A 22,914-nucleotide genomic window follows, 5' to 3' on the forward strand; every position below is an offset into this window, starting at 1 on the left:
ACAAAGAAGCTAGGTGGGGATCAACTGCTCGTAAAAGCCTGATTGGTTCAACTAATAATCAGTGGGGGATGCCCCCCCACTGATTAAAGTTTCACTTTATCATTTGAACTAATTCTTGTACTAAATTAGAATCAATTTCAGAAAAACATGATTTCCCTTCTCTTACCGCTGTACCGACATGAGCTTGAGAAATCCCAGTTTCATCTAGCAATTGTTTTACATTCTCTTTCGTTACTCCGCTTCCGACAACAAGTTGAATTTGACCATTACTTACCTTTTGCATCTCTGTAAGCACTGGAATATTATCGACTATACTTCCCTGTCCACCCGAAGTTAAAACGTGAGTCACTTTATGAAATCCCTTTAAAGTTTTCATCACTTCCACTGGATTTTCTGTATCATCTATCGCACGGTGATACGTTACATTTATGCCATCTACAACAGATAATAATTCTGTCAATTTCTCTTCATCTACTTCATTTTGTTCATTTAATACGCCTAATACAACGCCTGCTGCACCCAACTTCTGTGCAACGATAATATCTTCTTTCATCATTTCAATTTCTTCTTCCGTATATGTAAAAGACTTTGCATGCGGACGAATCATAACATGAACTGGTATTTGCACTGCTTCTACTGCTTTTTTTATAAAAGCATAGCTCGGTGTTAAACCACCTTCTGTATATGATGAAATGAGTTCAATTCGATTTCCACCAGCCTTTTCAATTCGCTTCACATCTTCTAAACAAGTTGCAATAACCTCTAGCATGAGATAACCTCTTTTCGTGCTTTTTTTTCATTATACAGTAGGCGAAATAAGAAGCATAGCATTCCACTATAAAACTACAAAAAGAAGAATGAAAAGAAAGATTTTTTAAATTAACAATAAATGAAATATATGTTATGTTTTTCTTGGAATTATACATTCTTATATTCTTATAAAAGGATATAAATATATATTTCTTACAAAAAACGGTTCGTTATCTCTAGTTCATTTATTGTAATTACATCACTTTGCACGATTACTTTATTAACAAAGCAAAATACAAAACTAGATTCCTCATCTTCAAGTATAGAAAAAGAAACGATTACCCTTTCATCAAGTAATAAAGAAGAAATCCAAACATTTCGTTCGTCTTCATTTAATAATTCACATACATTCAAAGGTGACACAGGTACAGGCTTTGACTTTAGCGGCCAAGGTGACTTACATATTACAATTAAAAATACTGGTACAAACAGTTTTACCTATTCAATTAAATTCAAAGAAGATCGTTTAGTAAAACACACGTTACAGCCAAATGAAAGTAAATCCTTCACTTTACGTTCACTAATCGCCAATCCTTTACCAGGTGATTATTCATTATTTGCACATAATCAAGACGTTTCTGAAAGTAGTACGAATCTTGAAGTACAGCCACAATAGAACAATGACATAGTACACGGAATTATATCAACGATTTTTCGAATATATCTATCACAACTCTAAATATATCAATGACTCAACATAGAGTATCAATTCACCGACAATAAAAAGTCTGCTCCAGAACGGAACAGACTTTTTATTTCTTCATCACGACCGAAACGCCGCATCCGCCAGCATAGATAGTGTTGCATCATCCATCGGCGGATTGTGTAGTCCTGCTCTGACGTTTAAATAGTAACGATGAAGCGGATTTTTTTCTGATAAACTTTTCGCTCCTACGATGCGCATTGCTTTATCTACAATAGATATTGCCGCATTCGTTACAGCATATTTCACTGCTGCTAATTCTGCTTGCAATGATAATTTATCTTCTGTCTCATCGTATTTTTTCGCAATTTGATATAAAAAGACGCGAGCTTGCATAAGCTCAAGTTCTAATTCTCCAACTAATCTTCTAACATTCGGTAATAAACTTATAGAATGATTTAAACTGTTCGGCTTGTATGATACCGCAAACTGAACTGCATAATTTCTTGCTGATTGTGCAATTCCTAAATAACATGCTGGTATATGTAGCAACCAGCCAATACCCTTTTGTTTCATTTTCCCGCCCCATACATCCGTAAAAAAGCGGTTTTCTATCTCTACATTTTGTAAAACAAGGTCGTGACTAGCAGTCCCTCTCATCGCGACGCTATCCCATGTTTCTTCAATGGATACACCGAGCGTATTTCTCGGAATGACAAACTCACCCACTTCTTCCCGGCCTTCAATACTCGCTGAAATAATAAAATAATCAAGTATTGGCGCCATCGTTGTAAAAGTTTTCCTTCCATTTACAACCCACTTCTCGCCTTGTTGAATCGCTATTGTTTCTGGTTTACCACCACGCGTCGGACTCCCTGTTTTCGGCTCTGTTGCTGCCCGGTTAAAGAGCGCACCATTACGCACTTCTTCGCAAAACCATTTGAACATCTCATCATTCCAAGAGCGATTTTCCGCTAGCTCTTTCACAATACCAAGATGCCAGCCAATCGATAATGCAGTAGCTCCGCAGCCTTCCGCGATTTTCTCTTGAAATAAAACGAAATCATATAAAGAAATTGCACTACCACCAAATTCCTTTGGTAACGTTAATTTCGTATATCCGATATCTTTCAAATCATTCATATTTTCATACGGAAATGATCCTAATTCACTTAATTGATGCTCTCTTTCCATGAACTTCGGAATCAATTTATTTATTTGTTCAATAATGAAAGATTGTTCTTCTGTTTCAACAAATGAGAGTGCCATACTATAATCTCCTTTTATGTTCGATTCATAAACCGTTCATTTTGTCATTATGATTATATGAAGCTACCTCTTTATTGTTTCACTATTCCGATGAAAATACAATGTTTTTGAACAATAAGAAAATTCCCTATTAAAGATAGGTTCTTTCCTTATATTAATCTCCTTTCAATGCCTTTAATGGCAATGAGGTTACATATCCAATATACGAGCATAATTCTTTAAAAAAGAATGGAATCTCTGTATCTAACGTTTTATACGCTGACGTTGGAGTTGGTGATGCATACGCTTCAATTTTAATATGTTTTGCAATTCTCATCGCACGTTTCATATGAAGTGGATCACTTACAATCGTATATGTGTGTATTCCGTTCTCTATTCCAACTTGCTTTGCATTCTTTAAATTATCCTCTGTGAAAAGGGATTTTGTTTCAATTAAAATATCCTCTTCTTTTACTCCTTGTTTCAATGCATACACTCTAGCAGTACGAGCTTCTTCAAGCTCTGCCTCAAACTTTGTACCACCTGTGAAAATAATCTTTTTAATATTACCATTCTTATATAAAGAAATTGCATGATTAATTCTCTCTTTAAATACAGGAGATGGTTTTCCGTTCCATGAAGCTGCTCCCAGCACGATACCAGCATCTGTCTTCACTCCATCATCTGTTTTAAAGCGATAACTCCAGATATCGTAAGCTGCATAACTTACATATAAAATAATAGAACAAATCATAAGCAAGAATACTTGCAAGATTCTTCTTTTCTTACTCTTCTTATTTTCTTTCATTTATAACTGCCTCCGCACATCATCCATACTTCTATATAAAAACGTATATATCAAATCATTTTGTTTGAATTTGTTTAAAAGAAGGAATTTTTCTTGTCATATATGTTCATTAAAGGGTTTTCATTTAAAATTGAGGATTATCAATTCATTTTTCGTTTGCGGTTTTCTTTACCTTTATGTAATTTATAAGTTTATTACCATACAACTACATTGTAACGAATTTTTTATCATAATGGAATGATGAAACAAAAGTAAATAAAAGACGTAACTGTTTTGTAAGAAAAAAGGTATATTTTTCAACTAGACGATCAATACACCTTTCTTAATATGAATTATCGTTTTTCTTTATACGATTCTAATTTTTCTAATAACCGTTCCTTTACAGCTGGCCATTCACTTGCAATAACACTGTATACAACTGCATCTCTAACATGCCCACTCGGTAATTTTCTCTCGTTTCTAAGTACACCCTCTTTTACTGCGCCGAGTCTTTCAATTGCTCTTTGTGCTTTTTCATTTCGTGCATCCGTCTTAATTTGTACTCTCCGCATATGCAACTTTTCAAAAGCATATTGTAATAACATGTACTTACATTCTGTATTCATACTCGTACGTTGCACACTTGGGTCATACCACGTTTTCCCTAATTCCACCGTCTTATCTTCAACTGAAATGTTATATAAGCGTGTACTCCCTACTATTTCATTTGTCTTTTGATCCACAACAACAAATGGCAAATCCTTCCCTGCCCCATAAGCTTTTATCGCCTTTTGAACATATTGCTGCATATCTTGAACAGTATCCATTTTAGAGATTAAATACGCCCAAATATCTCGATTTCCTTCCACGATTGAAAACATTTTTTCGACATCATTGCTATCCATTAACCGTAATTTTGCTCTTTCGTGAATCATTTCCATTTGTAAGCCCCCTCTTTGTTATTACTATATCATATGAAATAAAAATTAATTATAAGAATAAATGAATATTATTAAAAGAATCCCTTCTATAAAAAGCGACTCTCATGTCATTTTATCTTTACTTAGCCTAAAACAATTTTACTCAACATCTCTTCCTTAGAACCAAACATATGAATTCTTTTTCGAATATAAACATCCCATATAGGGTGGGATGGCTCATCGATAATCATTAATATCGCACCTATAAAAAAAGAAAATTCTAGAAATTCCCAATAAATACTATATAATAATAAACGGGAGGGGATAAAAATGCTAGATCAAATTACTTGGGGAACGCCAGGCAGCTTATTATGCTTAGGATTCTTTTTTGCAGGATTAGGAATCTTCTTAAGAAGCGTTACGTCATATACGAAAGATAAATAAAAGTATCCAAAAACATGAAAGTTGTACATTTTCATGTTTGGGATATTTGATTTTCTTAGCGGTACCCTGCTTTTAAACAAAAGAATCCTTCCTTTTACAGAAGGATTCTTTTGTTATAGCTTTATCTTTTTAACACTTTAAAGCAACAAATAAGCAATCGGCGTAATAATAAGTAACGTTAAGATCGTTCTTTGTACATACAGAATAATAAGTTCCGATACTTTTAACGGAATATCTGTCGATAATATACAAGGAATGGAAGCTGAGAAAAACAATATAGATGAGACCGAAACAACCGCAATAACAAACTTTGTCACGAGCGGTGCACTTACTACTAATAATGATGGTAAAAACATTTCCGCAATACCAACGGATGCCGCTTTAGCAGCTAATTCTGCTTCTGGTAATTGTAATAGCCATGTAAACGGATAGAAAATATAACTGATCCAATCAAATATTGGCGTGAATTTCGCTAAGACGATACCAATTAATCCTACTGACATAATGGATGGTAAAATTCCCATTGTCATAATAAATCCGTCTTTTAAATTCACTGCGATATTTTTCATAATACTTGGCGCAGATTTCGATACTTCTAATGCATCTTCCCAAGCTCGCTCTAACATTTTCTCTTTATAAACGGGCTCTGGGAACCCTTCTTTCGTAATATATGTATCTGGTTTTTTACTAAGAGGTGGGATTCTTACGGTGATAGCGGTCACGATGAATGTTACAACAAGAGTAGTCCAAAAATAAACATTCCATAAATGCATAATGTCTAATGTTTTTGCGATAATGATCATAAATGTTGCGGATACTGTAGAAAAACCTGTAGCGATAATCGCGGCTTCTTTCGTTGTATACTTCCCTTCTTTGTACACGCGGTTAGTAATAAGAAGCGCCAACGAATAACTCCCAACGAAGGAAGCAACCGCATCGATTGCTGAGCGCCCAGGTGTTTTCCATAACGGTCTCATAATCGGACGACAAAACGTGCCGATAAACTCAAGCAATCCGTACCCGACTAATAACGCTAAAAAAGCCGAGCCGATTGGAACGAGTAAACTTACTGATATAACTAATTTCTCATACAAAAACGGTCCAACGTCTGGCGCGAAGAACCAAGCTGGCCCTACTCTCAAACAATATAATACGCCAAAAACAACACCTACTACTTTTAAAATAGAAAAACAAATATCTACAATAGATGCATTCCATTTCTTCGTATAAAATGGGTAAATCGCACCAATTATCATTACAAGTAATGCGTAATATGGTACTACAGAAGGAACTGAAGTCCGAATCCACGATACGATATGATCAATCATAATTGACGAAGTACCGTTTATCGTAACTGGTACGAAAAACATAAACACCCCAACTAAACTAGCGAGTATAAACCGAAGAATAATCCCCTTCTCTCGCCCTGTCTTAATTACATTCCTTTTCAATTCAATTTCACTCAAAATTCGACACCTCTTATTATCTAAATATTCTGTATAATTATATTGAATTCCTCCTTATTAATCGAAAATTAAGCAAGTAATAATCTTACTTTTTCATTGTCAGTCTCCAAAAATTATCATATAATGTTCTTTAGAAATGTTACATATACATATTAAAAACACATAATTAGTAACAAATTTTTCCCTTTTGTTAATTTATTCATTAACTTAACATACATAATATAAAAGGAGAATGTACAATTGAAAACAATAAAAATAACTATGGCAAGTGCGCTACTTCTTGGCGCCCTCATCGCTCCATCTAGTTCTTTAGCTGTGAGTGAAACTGTAATACAAAAAAATAATGCGCAGCCTGAAATTCATGAAGACGATAGCCACTATCAGTTTCCCGATGTTATTGGGTGGGCAAAGCCGTCCGTTGATTATTTAGTAAAGAAAAAAGTTTTATCTGGTCTACCAGACGGTACATTTGGACCTAACCTTGAAATCGATAGAGCTTCTGCCACAATTATTATGGCAAAAATATTAAACTTACAAATAGATGCTTCAGCTAAGCCATCATTTAAGGACTCTCAAGAGCATTGGGCTACTCCTTATATTGCTGCAGTTGAAAAAGCTGGAATTATTAAAGGAGTAGGTAATGGGGATTTCAATCCTTCTGGAAAGCTAACGAGAGCTGCTATGGCTTCTATGCTTGCTCATTCATATAACTTAGATAAAAAATCTACTGAACTATTACCTACTGTATTTCAAGATTTAAAAGGACACTGGAGTGAAAAGTCGGCCAATCTTCTTGTTGCTCTTCGTATTTCAGCGGGTTATGGCGGGTTATGGTGGTAGTCATTGGTATCCAGATAACACTATTACCCGTGCAGAAGCTGCAAGTTTAGTTGCTCGCACAGATCAATCAAAAGATAAAGAAATTAAATTAAAGCAAGTTACTATGAAACAACATTATTTTATTTATCCTGAAACCTCTCTTCATTCAGGTATACTTGCTGAATATGCACCACAAACCGTTACTGTATTCGATGAATCTGAAAACGGATGGATTAAAATTGCTACAGATCATGGTTTAAAGTGGACACCATTACAAGAAAAACAAGTTTATATTGATATAAATTTCGTTACCTTTGATAGACCGTCAAGGACAGGATATGTGGTTGGGAAATATCCCCCTCAAACTGTAACAGTCGTTGAAGAAAATAGCATTTGGTTAAAAATTCGCACTAGCGAAGGTCTTCAATGGATGAATCCATACTTAAAAGAGGGTGAAGGAAAAGAACTAACATACATACCAAGAACATTTTTCGCTTACGATAGCCCTAATTTTTCTTCTAGAGTATCTGGAAAGTATGCTCCACAAGGTGGTATAGAAGAATTAGCTAAGACAGATGACGGATGGGTACAAATTCGTACAGACAAAGGACCAAAATGGGTAAATATGTCTTATCTCTTACGTCCAAAACTTCTCTTAGACGTTCCTGCCATTAATCAATTACCGGAACTACAAAAAGGAAGTACAGTTGTTTCACTACAAATGCTTTTAGAATATTACACAGGACGTTCATTAAATAAAGTAGACTTTGCGAATCAAATGCCATTTGATACAACGCGACGCATGACTGATGGAAACGGAAAAGTTACAGTTTGGGGTGATCCAGACATCGGATTCGTTGGTGACGTAAGTGGAAAGAGATATGGTTACTCTATTAACCCAGCACCATTGAAACAATTACTTGATAAACATGCAAGAGGTACAGATTTAACAGGACAGGATTTCTCTGTATTAGAAAGCTATGTACGTAATGGTAAACCAGTTGTAGCGTGGGTAGGGAACAAAATAACTGCTCCGCAACTAGAACATACTTGGCAAACACCTCAAGGAAAGACCGTAAATGGATACAGAAATGCACATACTATTATCATAACTGGTGTAGATGATCGTAACATTTACTATAATGACCCATTAGACGGTAAAAAAGACCAACCAATGGTAAAATCCCGATTTGAGCACAGTTATAATCAAATGGGTAAAAAAGCTTTAAGTATCGATTAATAATGTAAAAAGCCTATTTCGATCATATGATTCAAAATAGGCTTTTTCTATTACATCTCAAAATCATCAACAATTAGTTGAATTACACGATACGATTCTTCGGCTACTTTCCCATTACTATCCCTATTCGCATCATATGTAATTAACGCCTTCCAAAGCGCCCAACCTCTCGCTCTATTCCACGTTTCTTCGTCCATACGTAATATTTCTTTAAATATGTTTCTACTATTCTTATCAAAGAATGTCCAAGCCATCGCTGCATCACAAGCAGGATCTCCTACTCCTAATATCCCAAAATCAATTACGGCACTAAGCTTTCCGTCTTTAACGAGTAAGTTCCCTGGCGCTATATCTCCATGCACCCAAACTGGTTTGCGCTCCCACGTTGACCGAAGTGCTAAATTCCAAAAATGCTTTAATAATGCCTCATCAAAAACATCTTTATTATTTTCGATAGCCACTCTCGCTTCTTGATCGTATACAGATATCAATCCGCCTCGATAAAAATTATGTGCACCCGCTATTGGTCCGTTACTCGCATCGATTGATTGCAATGCTACTAGAAATGATCCTAAATCCGTTGCGAATTCATTTAAGTCATGTACATTTTCTTTCGTAACTGTCTCTCCTTCTACCCACTTATTAATAGACCAAGACCACGGATATTCTTCAGACGGATTCCCCTTCGCAATTGGGGAAGAAATTGGTAAAGAAAGTTCCTTACTTAATATAGGAAGCCACTTGTTTTCCTTCTCTACTTGCGGTGCATATGCTGCATCACTTGGTAATCTTACACTCATCTGATCGCCTAGATGAAACGTTCTATTATCATGCCCGCTAAGCTTTACAGGTTTCACTTCTAAATGTGCCCATTCAGGAAACTGTTCCTGTATTAACTTTTCAACTAAACTTACGTTAATTGGATGCATTCACATTCCCCTTCTCTTTTGAAACTTGCTAAGCCCATCCGTACTCCCAACATACTCAAAACCATTTTTCTTATAAAAATCATTTAGCGTACGATTATGCCCAATACAATCTAACTTCAAATACTTTTTATCCCTTTGTACATTCTCTTCTACCCACTGTAACATCCATTCTCCTATTCCATTCCCCTTATACTTCCGTTTCACCGCAAATCTATGAATATATAATGAATCAGAAACTTCCTCTTTACCAAAAATACGTTCATCCCATTCATTTTGTTTAGGAGATACTGTAACCGTACCCACTATTCCATCTTCCTTTGTAACAACATACGTATATTTCTCTCTTATACCTTCTAGTATTTCAGCCGTAGCTTCTCCACCTAAAAGATACTGCCATTGATCTACTTCTTTATCTTGTAACCACTGTGCTACTTCTTTTAATAGAATTATAATATTATCGCTTTCCTCTTCAGAAGCAATTCGAATGTTATAAATTTTAACAGTATTTCTCTCCATATTGTCGTTCCCCTTTCATATTACTACCAAACGGATAAACGTGTTCTACCATCATTTTCGTCTGTAACGTATTCAACGTAAAAACCTTGATTCATTGCATTTTCATACATCAATTTAATCGCTTTTTGATCTTTCGCATAAATTTGTATGTATTGACTATCCACCACTAATACGACTACTTCACACTTACTCTCCTTAAACTCTTCATATGTTTCAATATCTACTGCTGCTTCTCCTTTTGGATATGCCTTTAAATCTGCAAAAATGAGATAATATATGTTGTCTTTAACTAACTTTTTCAAATCTAATCCTTCCACTACACTTGGTTCTTCTGGAAATAACGCATCATCCAATCCACCACGTGCTACTAAGTATGACTCCTCACTCCCCACCCACCAATCAAATGAAGAAATTTGCATTGGCTTTAATACTTTCCAAAGTAAATTATCATAACCATTTGGAATATCTACAAAAATTCCTCTTTTCATTTGTTAGCTCCTAACTTATTTATTTCCGTTTTCATTTCATACATTATATACCAAATTCAAACACTATATTTTGTCAATCCTATGTAACTTGCATTTCATCGCAATAAAAAACCGCTCCACTACTGTGAAACGGTTTCCTTCTACTTATATTTAAGTATTGCATTCAATTACTGCACTACGTTTTAAAATAATTTCTAATATGTTCGTCACATCAGCTATTCATTTCGACTTCACAAAATAATATAAAAACCACACCGCATGATTTTGTTCATCTGCAGCTATTCTGCGCAACAAATCTTTCATAGATGCATCTGATGCTTCATCTGAAATCTCCAAATAAAAATCTACTGTCCTTTGCTCATCCTGTATAGCGAATTCTAATCCTTGTAAGTACGTATTCGGGCAGTCTTCGGTAATCTGTGGTTTAGGCTGCCTGCCAGTTAAGTTCGTATAAATTTGGACAAAGTTTTGAAAATGCTTTATTTCATCATTACGAATTTCAAGAATCTGATTTCGTTCTACTGGATTTGGAGCCATGTTAGCTAATTTTGCGTAACAGCTTATAGCGCTATACTCTCCGTTTATAGCTTTTTCAATATCACTTATCAACTTATCATTCTGCCTATACCAATCATGATAATTCGAATTATACATCGTATCCCCTCCATAATTTCGCATAACATTTTATGCATTTCGAAATAGTAGGAGCATGTATACAAAAAAAAGAACCGCAAACACGAATACTTCAATCACTTTTAACATATTGAAAAAGCCTATCTATCGCTTCTTAATTCCCTTAACGATTCCTAATGATCTCATCAAAAAACGCTTCACTACGAGTGAAACGTTTTTTATCTTTTAAGCATTCACTTCCGTTTTTTGTCCCTTTACTACACTACGTTTGAAAGCAGTTGCTAGAATAATAACCATACTTACTACACCAATCCAAACGAGGACAGTAACTGGTGTATTCCAGCTTAAACCTTTTCCGAAGAAGAAGATTTCTCTTAGTCCTTCGATCATAAATCTCATTGGTAACCATGAGTAAACCCAGTCTTGATAAAATGAGGGCAACATCTCAGGCGCTAGCGATAATAATGGTGCTCCGAAGAACAGCAATAAAGCAAATAATCCGATCCCATTTAGTCCAACTAATGAGAGCAGTGCTGTAATCATTAAGAAGAAACTAAACGCTGTAATAGATAAGAACAACGCCGTATCCGTTACATTCGAAATATTTAGCCCTACCATTCCATCTGCAATCCATGTAAGACCAAATCCAATTACAAGCGCCGCAACAGCTCCTGTTACTATTTGTTTTACTTTTAATACAAAGTTTTCTTTTCGTGAGCCGACTGGCATTTTATGAATCGCAATAAAGATAATTGCGGCACTCGCTAAACTTGCAATCCATAGCGGTTGGAATAAAGAAATTGGCGAGTTACCGTTCGCACTATTTTTGCCGATTTCATTCACATTTGTTACTTTCTTTGTAATAGGTGTTACTAAATTTGAAGCTTGTTCTGCTGTTAACATAGCTCCTTTCGCTTTCAATCCGTCTAATAGTTGTGTACGAACAGTAGTATTCATATTATCAACGATCGCATTTAACATTTGCCCTGCCATAGTTGATGCAGCTGTATTCATTCCTTGATTTATGAATATTTCTATCTCTGGTGAAGATGGCTGTGGTGTTCGTAATGATGCCTGTTTTGCACTAAATTCTTTCGGAATGACTAATGCCGCGTAATACTCTTGATTGTTTAACCCCTTTTGAACCGATTCCTTATTTTTTACTTCTACCCACTTCACCGCAAGTTCTTCATCTGATTTCGATGATTTTTTCATCGTATCAACGATTGTTTGCCCCATATTCATTTTAGGCTGATTCGGAATTTCTACTCCTTGATCCTCATTTACAATTGCAATTGGTAAATTTTTTGGCTGTGGTTGAACTGTCGGGAATAATGTTAATGAAAAAATAAAGACAATAAGTAGTGCAATGACTGGTGATAATAATAATAGTTTATTTTTAAACATGTTCTTTTCCCCTCCTTTAATTTCAGTTACAATAAACGAACAACGTGTTGGTTATATCTTTTTAAAATTATATGTTTGAGTTGAATCTTATACAATAATCAAAAACCGCGAATGTGTCGGTTATAAGACACATTTGATAAATATGTTGAAGAAAATTTAGGAGGGACACACTTTGCGAGATAGTAATTTAGATTTACGCGTGATTCGTACGAAAACGGCAATACGAAATGCATTTGTGGAATTAATTGAAGAAAAAGGCTTTGACGCCATTACAGTAAAAGATATTACAACGAAAGCGAACATAAACCGTGGTACGTTTTATACACATTATCTAGATAAATTTGATTTAATGACGAGATGCCAAGAAGAAATTATGTACGAGATGTCTAGCATTGCAAAGAAGAAATTTCCGGAAGTTATTGCGGATCTTGGATCAAATCCTTCCCCAACGACTCCATTTGTACTTATCGCTTCTATACTTGAATTTCTAAATGAAAATAGTGATTTTATAAAAGCTGTACTTAGCCCAAAAGGAGATTTATCATTCCAAACAAAGCTGAAAGACTTTATGTGGAAAACACTGTTTGAAGATACAAATGATGCTCTTATTAAGAAAGAGAATTTACTTGTCCCAAGCCAATACTTAGCTTCTTATATGGCATCTGCTCATATAGGTGTCATTCAGCAATGGTTAAATAGTAGGCAAAAAGAAACGCCGGAGGAAATTGCTCACATTTTATCAACAATCGCAGTTCATGGACCTTTTTATGCAGCTGGCTGGAAGAAATAAGCTTGCCTGCATAGGAGTATGCTTTAATCAATCTGAACATCAACAAACTTCTAAATGAAATGTATAGCTGAATAGTTACTATTACTTTTATCCCGCTATTTGCCGACAGTAAGACTCCCACCTTAAAATTCGGCTGGAGCTAAGAAGTTAGATGAGAGATCAACTGCCCGTAAACGCCCGATTGGTACGGGCTGATAATCAGCGGGGATGAATAACCCCCCACTGATTAAAGTTTCACTTTATTAATAACTTAAAATGTATGTTCCTATGAAAAAAGCTGTTGAAAGGAATCCTCTTCAACAGCTTCTCCATTATTAACGATATAAACGAACTGCACCTGCAGAATTATCATCTGCTTGTCCAACTACTTCAAATTTCAGTCCAAGCTTCGGTAATTTACGTCCTGCATCTGGAATTAAATCGTTCATATACGATTTAGAATCATCAAACTTCGTTACACCTGGTAACCCTTTGTAATCATATGTTCCGCGTGTTGGAGATACAACTTTCCACGCTGGCGCTTGGTTAAAGGAGAACGCAGCATCTGCGATTTGGTATCGTGTACTATTTTTAACAGTTGGTTTGCCATTTAGCGTTCCAACAATTGCCTCTGGGTGAGAGTCAACAACCCCTAAGAAACCTTCTCCTGGATGCAGACCAACCCAATTATCTGTAAAGCTAGAGTCTGCATACCATACAACAAGACCTGTATTATACGGTACACCGCTGCTATATTTTAACGCTTGATCAGCACCAGCGTAGTTTCTCCACTCTAAATAGTAGTTATGTTTCTTCTTATCAAAACCGTTTGATACAACGAAACCATTTAATTTTAATTTCGCTTCGCCCTCTGCATCATCAGAGAACACAACATTTCCATCTACAGTTAATGTAGCGTTATCAAGAGTAAAACCGTTCGGTGCTAAACCACCATCTGTAATGTATTCAAATACTAGTTTTATTTTTTGACCTTTAAATTGGCTTAAGTCATATGACTTATCTACCCATTTACCATCCGTTGTGTCTAGACCATTTTTCACATTCTTTTCGCCAATTCGATCCACTAACGTTTTCTTACCATCTTCTGTCACTGCATGTACTTCAAGGAAGTCATAATCTGTTTCAATTTCATACAATGACTTGTAATCAAATTTCGCCAGTGTTGCATTTGTTAAATCAAACACTGGTGTTTCTATTGTTGTATGAAGATTATCACCTTTTGTACTATAGTAATATTTCTTACCGAATGCAGACTGAATACCTTTTACATCTTTATCTGGTAAGTTAACGCGAATCAGGCCAGGACGATTTGATTTCGTTACACTTTGATCTAAGTACGTCGCCAAACCGATACCGCGATTTAATTTATTATAATCAACCTCTACAATATTTGCCCAGTTTCCACCCATGTTCTTTTGAAAGAACTCTTTGTTTTGCGGAGAGAAACTCGGTGGCGTTGTACCCGCAATTTTACCAGCCCAGCTGCCGCCGCTCATAACAGACCAAGAGTTAATTGGCTCACCTGCTCCTGAATACTTCGTATCATACTCATCTGGAAGACCTAAATCATGACCAAATTCATGTGCGAATACACCAACTGCTCCGTCTTCCGGCTCAATTGTGTAGTCGTATGCTGCCATTTTACCGCCCCAGTTATCAACATTTGCTTTTGTTCCTTCAATCGGATATGGTGTTCCAAGGTTCCAACGATGTGACCAAATTGCGTCATCACCTAGTCTACCACCGCCTCCATCTTGCCCAACTCCAGCGTGAATGACCATTAAGTGATCAATAAGACCATCTGATTCGTTTTTATTGCCATCACCATTATTGTCATATTGATCGTATTGGTCAAATTCAGATAAATCAATACCACTTTCTACTGCTGCATTTAATGCCTCTTTTACAAAATCACGAGGTCCTTTTGGTCCTTTATTATCATGACCACCATCCCCTGCATCTGCACCATAATCCGCTGCATTACCAGGAACTGTCAACCACTTTGTTACTGTCCCATCGACTGTATAACTACCACCCGATTGCTCTTCATAGTATTGTTTAAATGTTGGGACTTTTGAACCATCAAAGAGTGTGAACGGCTCATCACCAAATAACATTTTTTGATAATGTTCTGGATTAAAATCATTTGAATACATATAACCTGGTACTTGATCAATATTGTTATGCTTAAAGTCAGCAAACTCTACTAACAATACAAGAACTTTATCTTTACGAACATCACCATTATATTGTTTTTGCTTTGCTGAAGTAGTTGGTACTTTGCCGTTTAATCCCCCTTTAACCGGCTCTTGTCCAGCTACTGGGCCAATAGCCGATTGATCAGCTTTTTCTTTCTCATCTGCTTTTGCATCTTTAACTTTTTTCAAAAAGTCAGAAGCTTCTCTCGTAACACTGTCCCCCGCTGCTGGTTCTTTTCCAGCATTTTCGCCTTTTTTCTTCTCTACGTAGTTTTCAACAGCTTTTAATGTGTCTTCTTTCGACGCAGATTCACTAATTACACCGCGTTTCTTGAGCGCATCTGCTAAACGATCCTCTTGAATTAAATTTTCATCAATTGGACTTAAAGTTCCTGTATGAGACGGCGTTGCCGCATAAACAGATTGACTACCAAATCCAAATGTGCAACTAAGCACAGCTGTCGCCGCAAGCGTAGACAGTACCTTAAAAGGCTTTTTCTTCATCCCTATTCCTCCCCAATTTTTCATTTTACCTAACATTCATATAATAATGAAAATTCTGATATCTTACAAGATATTGTCTTAATTTGTAATATTTTTGAAAATATTCTTTATTTTAGATTGGTGTACATTCTGATTTATCGATGTTTCAGGTGATAGTAGCTGGCTAAAAAAATAAAAAGATCATCCACTATATATAGTGGATGATCTTTTTATTTATCTAAAGTACAATTACAGTATCTCAATATACCCTTCTGTTCCATGTACCCGAATTCGTTGCCCCTCTTTTATTAGTTTTGTAGCATTCTCTACCCCGACGACTGCTGGCAATCCATATTCACGTGCAATAACTGCTCCATGTGTCATCAGTCCGCCAACTTCGGTAACTAACCCTTTTATAGACACAAACAATGGTGTCCATCCAGGGTCAGTGAAGGCAGTAACTAATATATCTCCATCTTCTAAATTCGCATCTTCCATATTTAAAATAACACGTGCTCTCCCCTCAATCACTCCTGAAGAAACAGGCAGACCTACGATTGCTTCAACCGGGAGATTTTCTCGTTTGTACTTCCCAGTAATGATTTCTCCATCAGACGTGATAACACGGGGAGGCGTTAGTTTTTCATATAATTTGTACTCATTTTTCCGTTTATTAATAACCTCGTAATCCAGTTTATTCGTGCGGACGACTTCGTGAAGTTCTTCAAAAGTTAGATAGTATATATCTTCTCTTTCATTAATAACACTATTTTGCACGAGTTGCTCGGCTTCTTTCAATATTGCCTGCTTATATATGAAATAGCGATTAATCATGCCGTATTTTGGATATTCACGATAACCGATAAAATTACGGATGTTACGAATCATTCGTTTCGTCTCTTCTACTTTTTGTTTGCCATCCGGCAAGTGCTGTAATCGCTCTAATAGCTCTTCTTTTTTTTTCAAAGCCTCCTGCAGCCCTTCTTCAAATTTCCGCTTACTAGCACCAATTTCAAAGTCTCTTATATTATTTAAAATCATCGGGATAATTGTAGTTGGCTTTTCACTCCAACGTGTTTTCGTAATGTCGATTTCTCCGCTGCATCTCATTCCATATTTATTCAGAAATGCACAGATTACATCTCGAGCTTTTTCCCCACCTTTAAACTTAACTAATTCATCTAAAAAGCTATCATCCTCTATATGCTGTAAATACTCAATGACTTCTGGGTACGGCCGAATCACATCTGCAACATCCAATAATGCTAGCCCCATTTCTGACGTAATATTGTTTTGTACAGATTGTGAAAGTGTGTCGGCTACATTTTTTTCACTTAGCCATTGCTCCATCTTTTCATTGATCCATGACGAGGCATTCATACCTGCCATAATTACAGCCATACTTTGCGGGTGAAATAATATTTTCTTTAATTGCTGGATATCTTCTAAAATAAAATCAAGTACATCTGATCCTGATTTCGTTTGCATGTTTTGTTTTAACTCTTCTATCGAAGCTTGACTATTCTTTACTAAATCCGTAACGATTGCTGGATCGTTTTCGATTTGTGGTTGCGCACTTGTAGGTGGCATACTTTTACCTGGATTCTTTTCTTTTTCATCATCCGGCAACAATTTGATAAAATCATCTCGCTCTATTACAGTCATTAATGCATCTTTAATAAGCGGCTCCGAGTTCCCTATTGTATTTAATAAAAGTTCTCTACTAGCGGGCGAAGCCAATCTTTGCGCAACATCTACAAACAACCTTCCTCCAGCTTGAAACCTCGGTCCAAAGGATGTTAACTGGAATAAAGACATTCCTAATGGCTTCAAAGGATCGGTCATCATTTGTTGGTGACCGACCGATACATACACATGATTTTCCTGATCATTTGCTTCTGGAATTGGATATAAAGTCGTTATCGGCCTGCTTTGAACAATATAAAATGTATCACCAACTAAACACCATTCAATATCTTGCGGACAATCAAAATAAGCTTCAATCTTTCTTCCGATACGTGCTAGCTGTAATATTTGTTGTTCAGGCAATGTTTGAAGCTTTTGCTGAACCGTTTCAATCTGTTTCGTCTCTGTTCCGCCCTCTTTTAAAGCATAGATAGCTAATTTTTTAGTCGCTATCATCTTTCCGGTAATTTCGCCTTCTTTTACTTTATAATTATCGGCTGAGACCAGTCCTGATACTAATGCCTCACCAAGCCCAAAACTGGCATCGATCGATAACACCTTTCGGTTAGAAGTAATCGGATCAGCAGTAAATAAAATTCCCGAAGCCTGCGGGAAAACCATTTTTTGAACGACAACACATATAGAAACTTGATTATGCTCAAAACCGTTTTGCATTCGGTAAATAACCGCTCGCTCTGTAAATAAAGAAGCCCAGCACTTTCTTACATACTGCAAAATTTCTTCTTTTCCAATGATATTTAAATACGTATCTTGTTGACCAGCAAACGAGGCATATGGTAAATCTTCAGCAGTAGCGCTAGAACGCACTGCATAAGCATGTTCATTTCCAAAACGAGAGAGATAATGAGCTACCGTTTCCACTACATCAACTGGAATTTCCACTGACATAATGGCTTCTCTAATCTTCTTACTAATTTCACCAATTTGATCTCGGTCCTCAGTTTTTAGTACTGCTAGTTGATTCAACAAAGTTTGAAACGCTTCATTTTGCTCGATGGCCTTTTCATATCCTACCGTTGTAACACAAAAACCTTCTGGCACTTGTATCCCTTGCATGTTAGATAACTCTCCTAAATTCAATCCTTTTCCACCAACAAGTGAAAGCTGCGTTTTTTCTATTTCCTGAAAATCGAGAACGAAAGAACTCATTTACCATCTCTCCTTACTATGCGTGTGTTCTTGATTGTAGCAGTAGTAAATAAGAATAAACAGTCTATTTTGAACTTGATTTACATGATATAATTAAGTTAGGAAGAGATAATTATTTTTATTTCTCCCCCTCTAATCCACTTCAATTACATCTCCAAACTTAAACATTCTTTGATTATGAAAAGCATCGGTACAAGTAATCGTCTTATTTAATGGATTTATATCAGCTACTGTTATGTAATTTTTATATAGATAGCCATTTTTATAATATGTAAGTACAACCTCTTCTTCACCTAAATATGAAGTTAATAGCTTATTTTCAATTATTTCTTTTGCATCTTGCGTTAAGATTGGACGCGAGACTTTCGTTTGCTCGTACATCATTTCTTTAATCACTGCAAACTGCTCTGGCATACTGGAAAACGGTTGCCACTTTACCATCCCTCTTCCTTTTGGCATATTAGCATTTTTCACGATTTGTGTCCTCCTAATAATGTGTTTCTATATCTTGCTGTTGCGACGCTTGTGTAGGAAATTCCACGTAAAATACTGTTTTTACCAAATCGTGTTCGAATTTCGTCCATAACTTTCGTTAATCTCATTTCTTTTTCTCTTTGTATAATGTTATCGAAAAGTGAAATTTGCTCCTCTCCTTCATTAATAAAGTTTGTTAATGAGACGCTTAACGAACGAATCGGCTCTCCTGTATAACCTTCGTATAAAAAATATGTACAAACATTGTAAATATCCATCGTTAAATTTGTTGCCCGGTTTAACGTATGTGCCTTTCGTATTCCTCCGCCATATTCCTTGCTATATCCAACTGAAAAATGGATTGTTTGTGCATATTTCTTTTCTCTTCTCAACCTGTAACAAACCTCTTCTATATGCTCTAATAAAATAATGACGAACTCGTCTACAGAATAATCGCGTAATAATATTTGGCTTTTCGCTATAGATTTTGTTGCGGGAACATATTTTTCTGCTATTCTGCTAAAATCAATCCCGTTACTATGTAAATGTAATTCTTCTCCTATTACACCAAACGATTGTTTTAAATATTTCAAAGGATACTGCGCTAATTCTCCAATTGTATGTATACCTTTCCGGTTCAATTTCATTTCCGTTTTATACGATATACCCCCAAATTTACTGAGCGGTCTAATGCTCCATAACTTCTCGGGTATATCGTCATATGTCCACTGCACTATTCCGTCTTTATTCTTTTTCGCTTCCACATCCATCGCTACTTTACTCAATAATAAGTTCGGACCAATGCCAACCGTACTTTCAATCCGTGTACGTTCATATATTTCTCTCTTAAACTTTAATGCAAACTCACGCGGATTACTCGCAAACAAATGAATACTTGCGGTCATGTCCATAAAAAACTCATCGATACTATATTGATGGAAATCTTCCGGTGCAACATATTGTAAAGCTAAACCAGTTATGTAAGTTGAACACTTCATATACGTATGCATAATTGGATTCACAATAATAATATCTGGTCGCTTCGGTATTTCGTACAATCTTGCCATCTTCTTTATCCCTAATGCTTTTAATGGCGGTGTTGCCGCTAATACGATTGATCCGCTCTGATTCACATCCCCTACGACGGCCAATTTTGTATAACGTGGATCCAGTCCTTTTTTAATGCAGGAAACACTTGCATAAAAGCTACGAAGATCTACACAAAGAATAGTACGATTCGGTAAAAGAGAATAATCATACAAGGTAATCCCCCCTAACAAAAGAACATTTGTTCTCATTATATACGAACTCTTGTTCTTTTTAAAGGTATTTTTATGAAAATTTTGGTTAAAATAACCGTACTTTAAAAATCTTATTAAGAAATACTTAAGAAATTCCCCACTATATTTATAAGAATTTTTTTCTATACTTACATATGTAAATTAACAAGAGGAGAAACGATCATGAAAAAATTTGTAATTTGCATAATAGGAATAAGCCTTCCTATATACTTACTACCTTTCATATTACGCGGGGATTTGGATAGATTTAATCCAATTGCTGAAGAAAAAAATGTATATGCCGTTGCGAAAGGATATGGTGTTCCGGATTATAATCATAAAGGACGAGCTATGTACTCACTAAAAGGTGTTGATGAATTAAAGAATGAGAAAGAATATACAGTAGGAACTAGCACTCCTAATGATTTTATAAGAGAAACTCACTTAAAAATTCATGTAAAAGGCAAGTATGTCTATTCTTATGATGTTATTTCTGAAAATGACATACCGGAGGGAATAAGAAAACAATTGGGAATAGAAGATAAATAAAAGTTCCTTAGTATGTTCCTACCAAACTCTAAAACATAACATATAAAGGTATTTCTACAGAGAGGCGACCCTATGATGCCAAAGATCATACCTGTAGTTTTGTTAGTAAACCTATTAATTAGTTGTAGCTCCATTAATGATTCATCACCTGCTAAGAATAACGAAACACAAAATCAATTACAAGAAACAAAAAATAAAGGTGAACATTTCAAAGATGATACGCTAGAAACAACATCTAATGTTAATACTCCTAACATATTTTTGATATTACGAATATGTTAGGAGTATTTCGTATCAGGGCTCCTCCATCTCCATCAAGCTAAGATTTTGAAGTATCCCCAAAACGAAAATTTTGTATCTCTACACTTATTTATTTAAATTCGGATGGCTTCTTCATTTTTGAGAAGAATGTTTTTTTACTTGATGGCAATGCTGCTGGCCCTCTAGCCAGTACAATATGTCAATAATGTTTCCTGTTTCTGTTGATGAATATGAAAATACTACCCACACACTGGAGTAGGGTTCTTTCAAAAGACATACTTCAGGTGAAACGAATTATATTCAATCTAAACTTTAAAAAGGGATCATAAAAGGACACCATCGGTTTATTGGCCATTATATTCGTCGACCTGCTATTATTTTAAACCAGATTGAGAATATAATAGATAGCCGATTTCTTATATATATGGTAAGATAGATCGCCTTGAAAAGGTAAAAACGCTATGCTAGGAAAAGTAAAGTCACATTTAACTAGAACAAAACAGGTAACAGATGCACTATCAAAATTCGTAAAAATTAAAGGAATGAGAAAGAATATACAGTAGGAACTAACACTCCTAAAGAAAAAAGCCGATTTCTTTATCGTATAGGAAATCGGCTTTTGGCTTAGTTATTGATTTAGTAATAAAAAACAACTTTTTAAGATAACTATGTTTATACTATAGACGTTGATCTTTCTGGAAGTTTAGACGAAAATGATCCTCATCATTATATACCCCAAATTTATACCCTTGCTCTTTATAAAATTTAATAATGTCAGGAAGAGCTTGTAATGTTTGCGCCTTTTCATGCATTAAAACAACTTCTACTTCTTCTGTTGTCTGTTTCTTTACATTTTCGATAATCTGAGTTGGATTATCTTTTAATTTCCAATCATTTGAGTCTATTGTCCAATCCCAAACTTTTATTGCTGCTTCTACAATTTGATTACGAATTTCCTCTCCCTTTAATCCTGGTGCAGATCCATATGGCGGACGAACTAGTTTAGGAGTTGTACCCGTAATATTATGGATAAGATCTAACGTTTCTTTCATCTCTGGTACAAATTGTCCCTTTTTGTATAGCTTATCACTATCATGTGTCATACTATGTGCACCAATATAATGTCCTTCTTTTACTGCTCGTTTTACATTTTCCTGAAAACCTGTATTTTGTAGATTACTACCTTGCATAAAAAATGTCGAAGTAACATTTTGCTCTTTTAGTACATCTAAAAATTTCCCCGTTAATTCGCTAGGACCGTCATCAAATGTTAAATAAACAACTTTTCCTACTGGCTTTCCATCAGGTCTTTTTTGTTTTGCTGGTGATGTTTCCTTTTGCTTTTCTTGTTGTTGCGTATTAACTTGTTTCATACTTTCATTAGCTACTCCCTTCGCTGGGATAGAGTGCCATTTTCCAATTAAAAAGAAAGTGAAAAAGGTCGTTGCTAAAACAACTCCTAGAGATATTATTGCCTTAGTTAATACACTTGTTTTTTTCTTATTTTGTGATTCTTTCATTATTTTCCGATCCTTTCCCTATTAATTTTCATATTCATTATTTATAAGGCTGAGCCTTTACTCGACTGAATCATTCGTTTCAACCGGTATTTACAATAAACAGATTAATAGAGACGGATAAAAATAAAATGCAGATAATGTCGAAATCAGTTA

Annotated in this window: 17 protein-coding genes and 3 pseudogenes; 5 read left to right on the forward strand and 15 right to left on the reverse strand. The window is 35.5% G+C overall.

The window, feature by feature from the left end:
* Positions 1-91: 91 nt before the first annotated feature.
* On the reverse strand, positions 92-769 hold the full coding sequence (locus BAU27_RS29860) for a copper homeostasis protein CutC (protein WP_071772971.1): 678 nt from the start codon (positions 767-769) through the stop codon (positions 92-94).
* A 148-nt stretch (positions 770-917) separates the two neighbouring features.
* On the opposite strand from BAU27_RS29860, the pseudogene BAU27_RS33465 reads away from it, so the two are divergent.
* Positions 918-1,426, forward strand: a pseudogene (locus BAU27_RS33465) (hypothetical protein).
* 147 nt (positions 1,427-1,573) lie between these two features.
* Here the strand turns inward: BAU27_RS33465 and BAU27_RS29870 are convergent.
* The 4 genes from BAU27_RS29870 to BAU27_RS29890 form a co-directional block, all read right to left on the reverse strand.
* Complete coding sequence (locus BAU27_RS29870; protein ID WP_071772972.1) at positions 1,574-2,722, reverse strand: acyl-CoA dehydrogenase family protein; 1,149 nt, start codon at positions 2,720-2,722, stop codon at positions 1,574-1,576.
* 154 nt (positions 2,723-2,876) lie between these two features.
* Positions 2,877-3,509: a YdcF family protein gene (locus BAU27_RS29875; RefSeq protein ID WP_071746460.1), complete on the reverse strand. Its 633-nt coding sequence runs from the start codon at positions 3,507-3,509 to the stop codon at positions 2,877-2,879.
* A 332-nt stretch (positions 3,510-3,841) separates the two neighbouring features.
* A complete protein-coding gene (locus BAU27_RS29880; RefSeq protein WP_071772973.1) occupies positions 3,842-4,429 on the reverse strand; it encodes a GNAT family N-acetyltransferase in 588 nt (195 codons plus the stop codon).
* Between the two features lie 560 nt (positions 4,430-4,989).
* The gene (locus BAU27_RS29890; protein ID WP_071772975.1) at positions 4,990-6,318 is read right to left on the reverse strand and encodes a YjiH family protein; all 1,329 of its coding nucleotides are present in this window, start codon (positions 6,316-6,318) and stop codon (positions 4,990-4,992) included.
* 240 nt (positions 6,319-6,558) lie between these two features.
* Here BAU27_RS29890 and BAU27_RS29895 point away from each other — a divergent pair.
* A pseudogene (locus tag BAU27_RS29895) lies at positions 6,559-8,377 on the forward strand (S-layer homology domain-containing protein).
* Positions 8,378-8,427: 50 nt separating this feature from the next.
* Here the strand turns inward: BAU27_RS29895 and BAU27_RS29900 are convergent.
* From BAU27_RS29900 to BAU27_RS29920, 5 genes are all read right to left on the reverse strand, one after another.
* A complete protein-coding gene (locus BAU27_RS29900; RefSeq protein ID WP_071746464.1) occupies positions 8,428-9,306 on the reverse strand; it encodes an aminoglycoside phosphotransferase family protein in 879 nt (292 codons plus the stop codon).
* A complete protein-coding gene (locus BAU27_RS29905; protein ID WP_071772976.1) occupies positions 9,307-9,822 on the reverse strand; it encodes a GNAT family N-acetyltransferase in 516 nt (171 codons plus the stop codon).
* Between the two features lie 23 nt (positions 9,823-9,845).
* The gene (locus tag BAU27_RS29910; protein ID WP_071772977.1) at positions 9,846-10,310 is read right to left on the reverse strand and encodes a DUF2691 family protein; all 465 of its coding nucleotides are present in this window, start codon (positions 10,308-10,310) and stop codon (positions 9,846-9,848) included.
* 219 nt (positions 10,311-10,529) lie between these two features.
* The gene (locus BAU27_RS29915) at positions 10,530-10,964 is read right to left on the reverse strand and encodes a ferritin-like domain-containing protein (RefSeq protein ID WP_071746467.1); all 435 of its coding nucleotides are present in this window, start codon (positions 10,962-10,964) and stop codon (positions 10,530-10,532) included.
* A gap of 204 nt (positions 10,965-11,168) precedes the next feature.
* The gene (locus BAU27_RS29920) at positions 11,169-12,350 is read right to left on the reverse strand and encodes a YhgE/Pip domain-containing protein (RefSeq protein ID WP_071772978.1); all 1,182 of its coding nucleotides are present in this window, start codon (positions 12,348-12,350) and stop codon (positions 11,169-11,171) included.
* A 172-nt stretch (positions 12,351-12,522) separates the two neighbouring features.
* Between BAU27_RS29920 and BAU27_RS29925 the strand changes: the two genes are divergently transcribed.
* Positions 12,523-13,140: a TetR/AcrR family transcriptional regulator gene (locus BAU27_RS29925; protein ID WP_071772979.1), complete on the forward strand. Its 618-nt coding sequence runs from the start codon at positions 12,523-12,525 to the stop codon at positions 13,138-13,140.
* A 314-nt stretch (positions 13,141-13,454) separates the two neighbouring features.
* On the opposite strand, the gene BAU27_RS29930 is transcribed toward BAU27_RS29925, so the two are convergent.
* The 4 genes from BAU27_RS29930 to BAU27_RS29945 all read right to left on the reverse strand — a co-directional run bounded on the left by BAU27_RS29930 (position 13,455) and on the right by BAU27_RS29945 (position 20,413).
* Positions 13,455-15,842, reverse strand: a complete 2,388-nt coding sequence (locus BAU27_RS29930; protein ID WP_071772980.1) for an immune inhibitor A domain-containing protein — start codon at positions 15,840-15,842, stop codon at positions 13,455-13,457.
* Positions 15,843-16,070: 228 nt separating this feature from the next.
* On the reverse strand, positions 16,071-18,677 hold the full coding sequence (gene ppsA / locus BAU27_RS29935) for a phosphoenolpyruvate synthase (protein WP_071772981.1): 2,607 nt from the start codon (positions 18,675-18,677) through the stop codon (positions 16,071-16,073).
* A gap of 132 nt (positions 18,678-18,809) precedes the next feature.
* Entirely contained in the window at positions 18,810-19,151 is a 342-nt protein-coding gene (locus tag BAU27_RS29940; RefSeq protein ID WP_071772982.1) for a YolD-like family protein, read from the reverse strand.
* On the reverse strand, positions 19,148-20,413 hold the full coding sequence (locus BAU27_RS29945; protein ID WP_071772983.1) for a Y-family DNA polymerase: 1,266 nt from the start codon (positions 20,411-20,413) through the stop codon (positions 19,148-19,150). Before BAU27_RS29945 ends, BAU27_RS29940 begins: the two co-directional genes overlap by 4 nt.
* Before the next feature lie 201 nt (positions 20,414-20,614).
* Between BAU27_RS29945 and BAU27_RS29950 the strand changes: the two genes are divergently transcribed.
* The gene (locus BAU27_RS29950) at positions 20,615-20,980 is read left to right on the forward strand and encodes a YxeA family protein (protein WP_071772984.1); all 366 of its coding nucleotides are present in this window, start codon (positions 20,615-20,617) and stop codon (positions 20,978-20,980) included.
* A 75-nt stretch (positions 20,981-21,055) separates the two neighbouring features.
* A pseudogene (locus BAU27_RS29955) lies at positions 21,056-21,244 on the forward strand (PCYCGC motif-containing (lipo)protein); the annotation flags it as partial.
* A 674-nt stretch (positions 21,245-21,918) separates the two neighbouring features.
* Here BAU27_RS29955 and BAU27_RS29960 read toward each other — a convergent pair.
* Positions 21,919-22,761, reverse strand: a complete 843-nt coding sequence (locus BAU27_RS29960) for a polysaccharide deacetylase family protein (protein WP_071772986.1) — start codon at positions 22,759-22,761, stop codon at positions 21,919-21,921.
* Positions 22,762-22,914: the final 153 nt, after the last annotated feature.

The organism is Bacillus sp. NH11B, from assembly GCF_001884205.1.
Classification (GTDB): Bacteria; Bacillota; Bacilli; order Bacillales; family Bacillaceae_G; genus Bacillus_A; species Bacillus_A proteolyticus.

Coding starts and splice junctions, on each gene's coding strand:
- BAU27_RS29860 (WP_071772971.1), bottom strand. CDS start 769: ATGCTAGAGGTTATTGCAACTTGTTTAGAAGATGTGAAGCGAATTGAA.
- BAU27_RS29870 (WP_071772972.1), bottom strand. CDS start 2,722: ATGGCACTCTCATTTGTTGAAACAGAAGAACAATCTTTCATTATTGAA.
- BAU27_RS29875 (WP_071746460.1), bottom strand. CDS start 3,509: ATGAAAGAAAATAAGAAGAGTAAGAAAAGAAGAATCTTGCAAGTATTC.
- BAU27_RS29880 (WP_071772973.1), bottom strand. CDS start 4,429: ATGGAAATGATTCACGAAAGAGCAAAATTACGGTTAATGGATAGCAAT.
- BAU27_RS29900 (WP_071746464.1), bottom strand. CDS start 9,306: ATGCATCCAATTAACGTAAGTTTAGTTGAAAAGTTAATACAGGAACAG.
- BAU27_RS29905 (WP_071772976.1), bottom strand. CDS start 9,822: ATGGAGAGAAATACTGTTAAAATTTATAACATTCGAATTGCTTCTGAA.
- BAU27_RS29910 (WP_071772977.1), bottom strand. CDS start 10,310: ATGAAAAGAGGAATTTTTGTAGATATTCCAAATGGTTATGATAATTTA.
- BAU27_RS29915 (WP_071746467.1), bottom strand. CDS start 10,964: ATGTATAATTCGAATTATCATGATTGGTATAGGCAGAATGATAAGTTG.
- BAU27_RS29920 (WP_071772978.1), bottom strand. CDS start 12,350: ATGTTTAAAAATAAACTATTATTATTATCACCAGTCATTGCACTACTT.
- BAU27_RS29930 (WP_071772980.1), bottom strand. CDS start 15,842: ATGAAGAAAAAGCCTTTTAAGGTACTGTCTACGCTTGCGGCGACAGCT.
- ppsA (WP_071772981.1), bottom strand. CDS start 18,677: ATGAGTTCTTTCGTTCTCGATTTTCAGGAAATAGAAAAAACGCAGCTT.
- BAU27_RS29950 (WP_071772984.1), top strand. CDS start 20,615: ATGAAAAAATTTGTAATTTGCATAATAGGAATAAGCCTTCCTATATAC.
- BAU27_RS29960 (WP_071772986.1), bottom strand. CDS start 22,761: ATGAAAGAATCACAAAATAAGAAAAAAACAAGTGTATTAACTAAGGCA.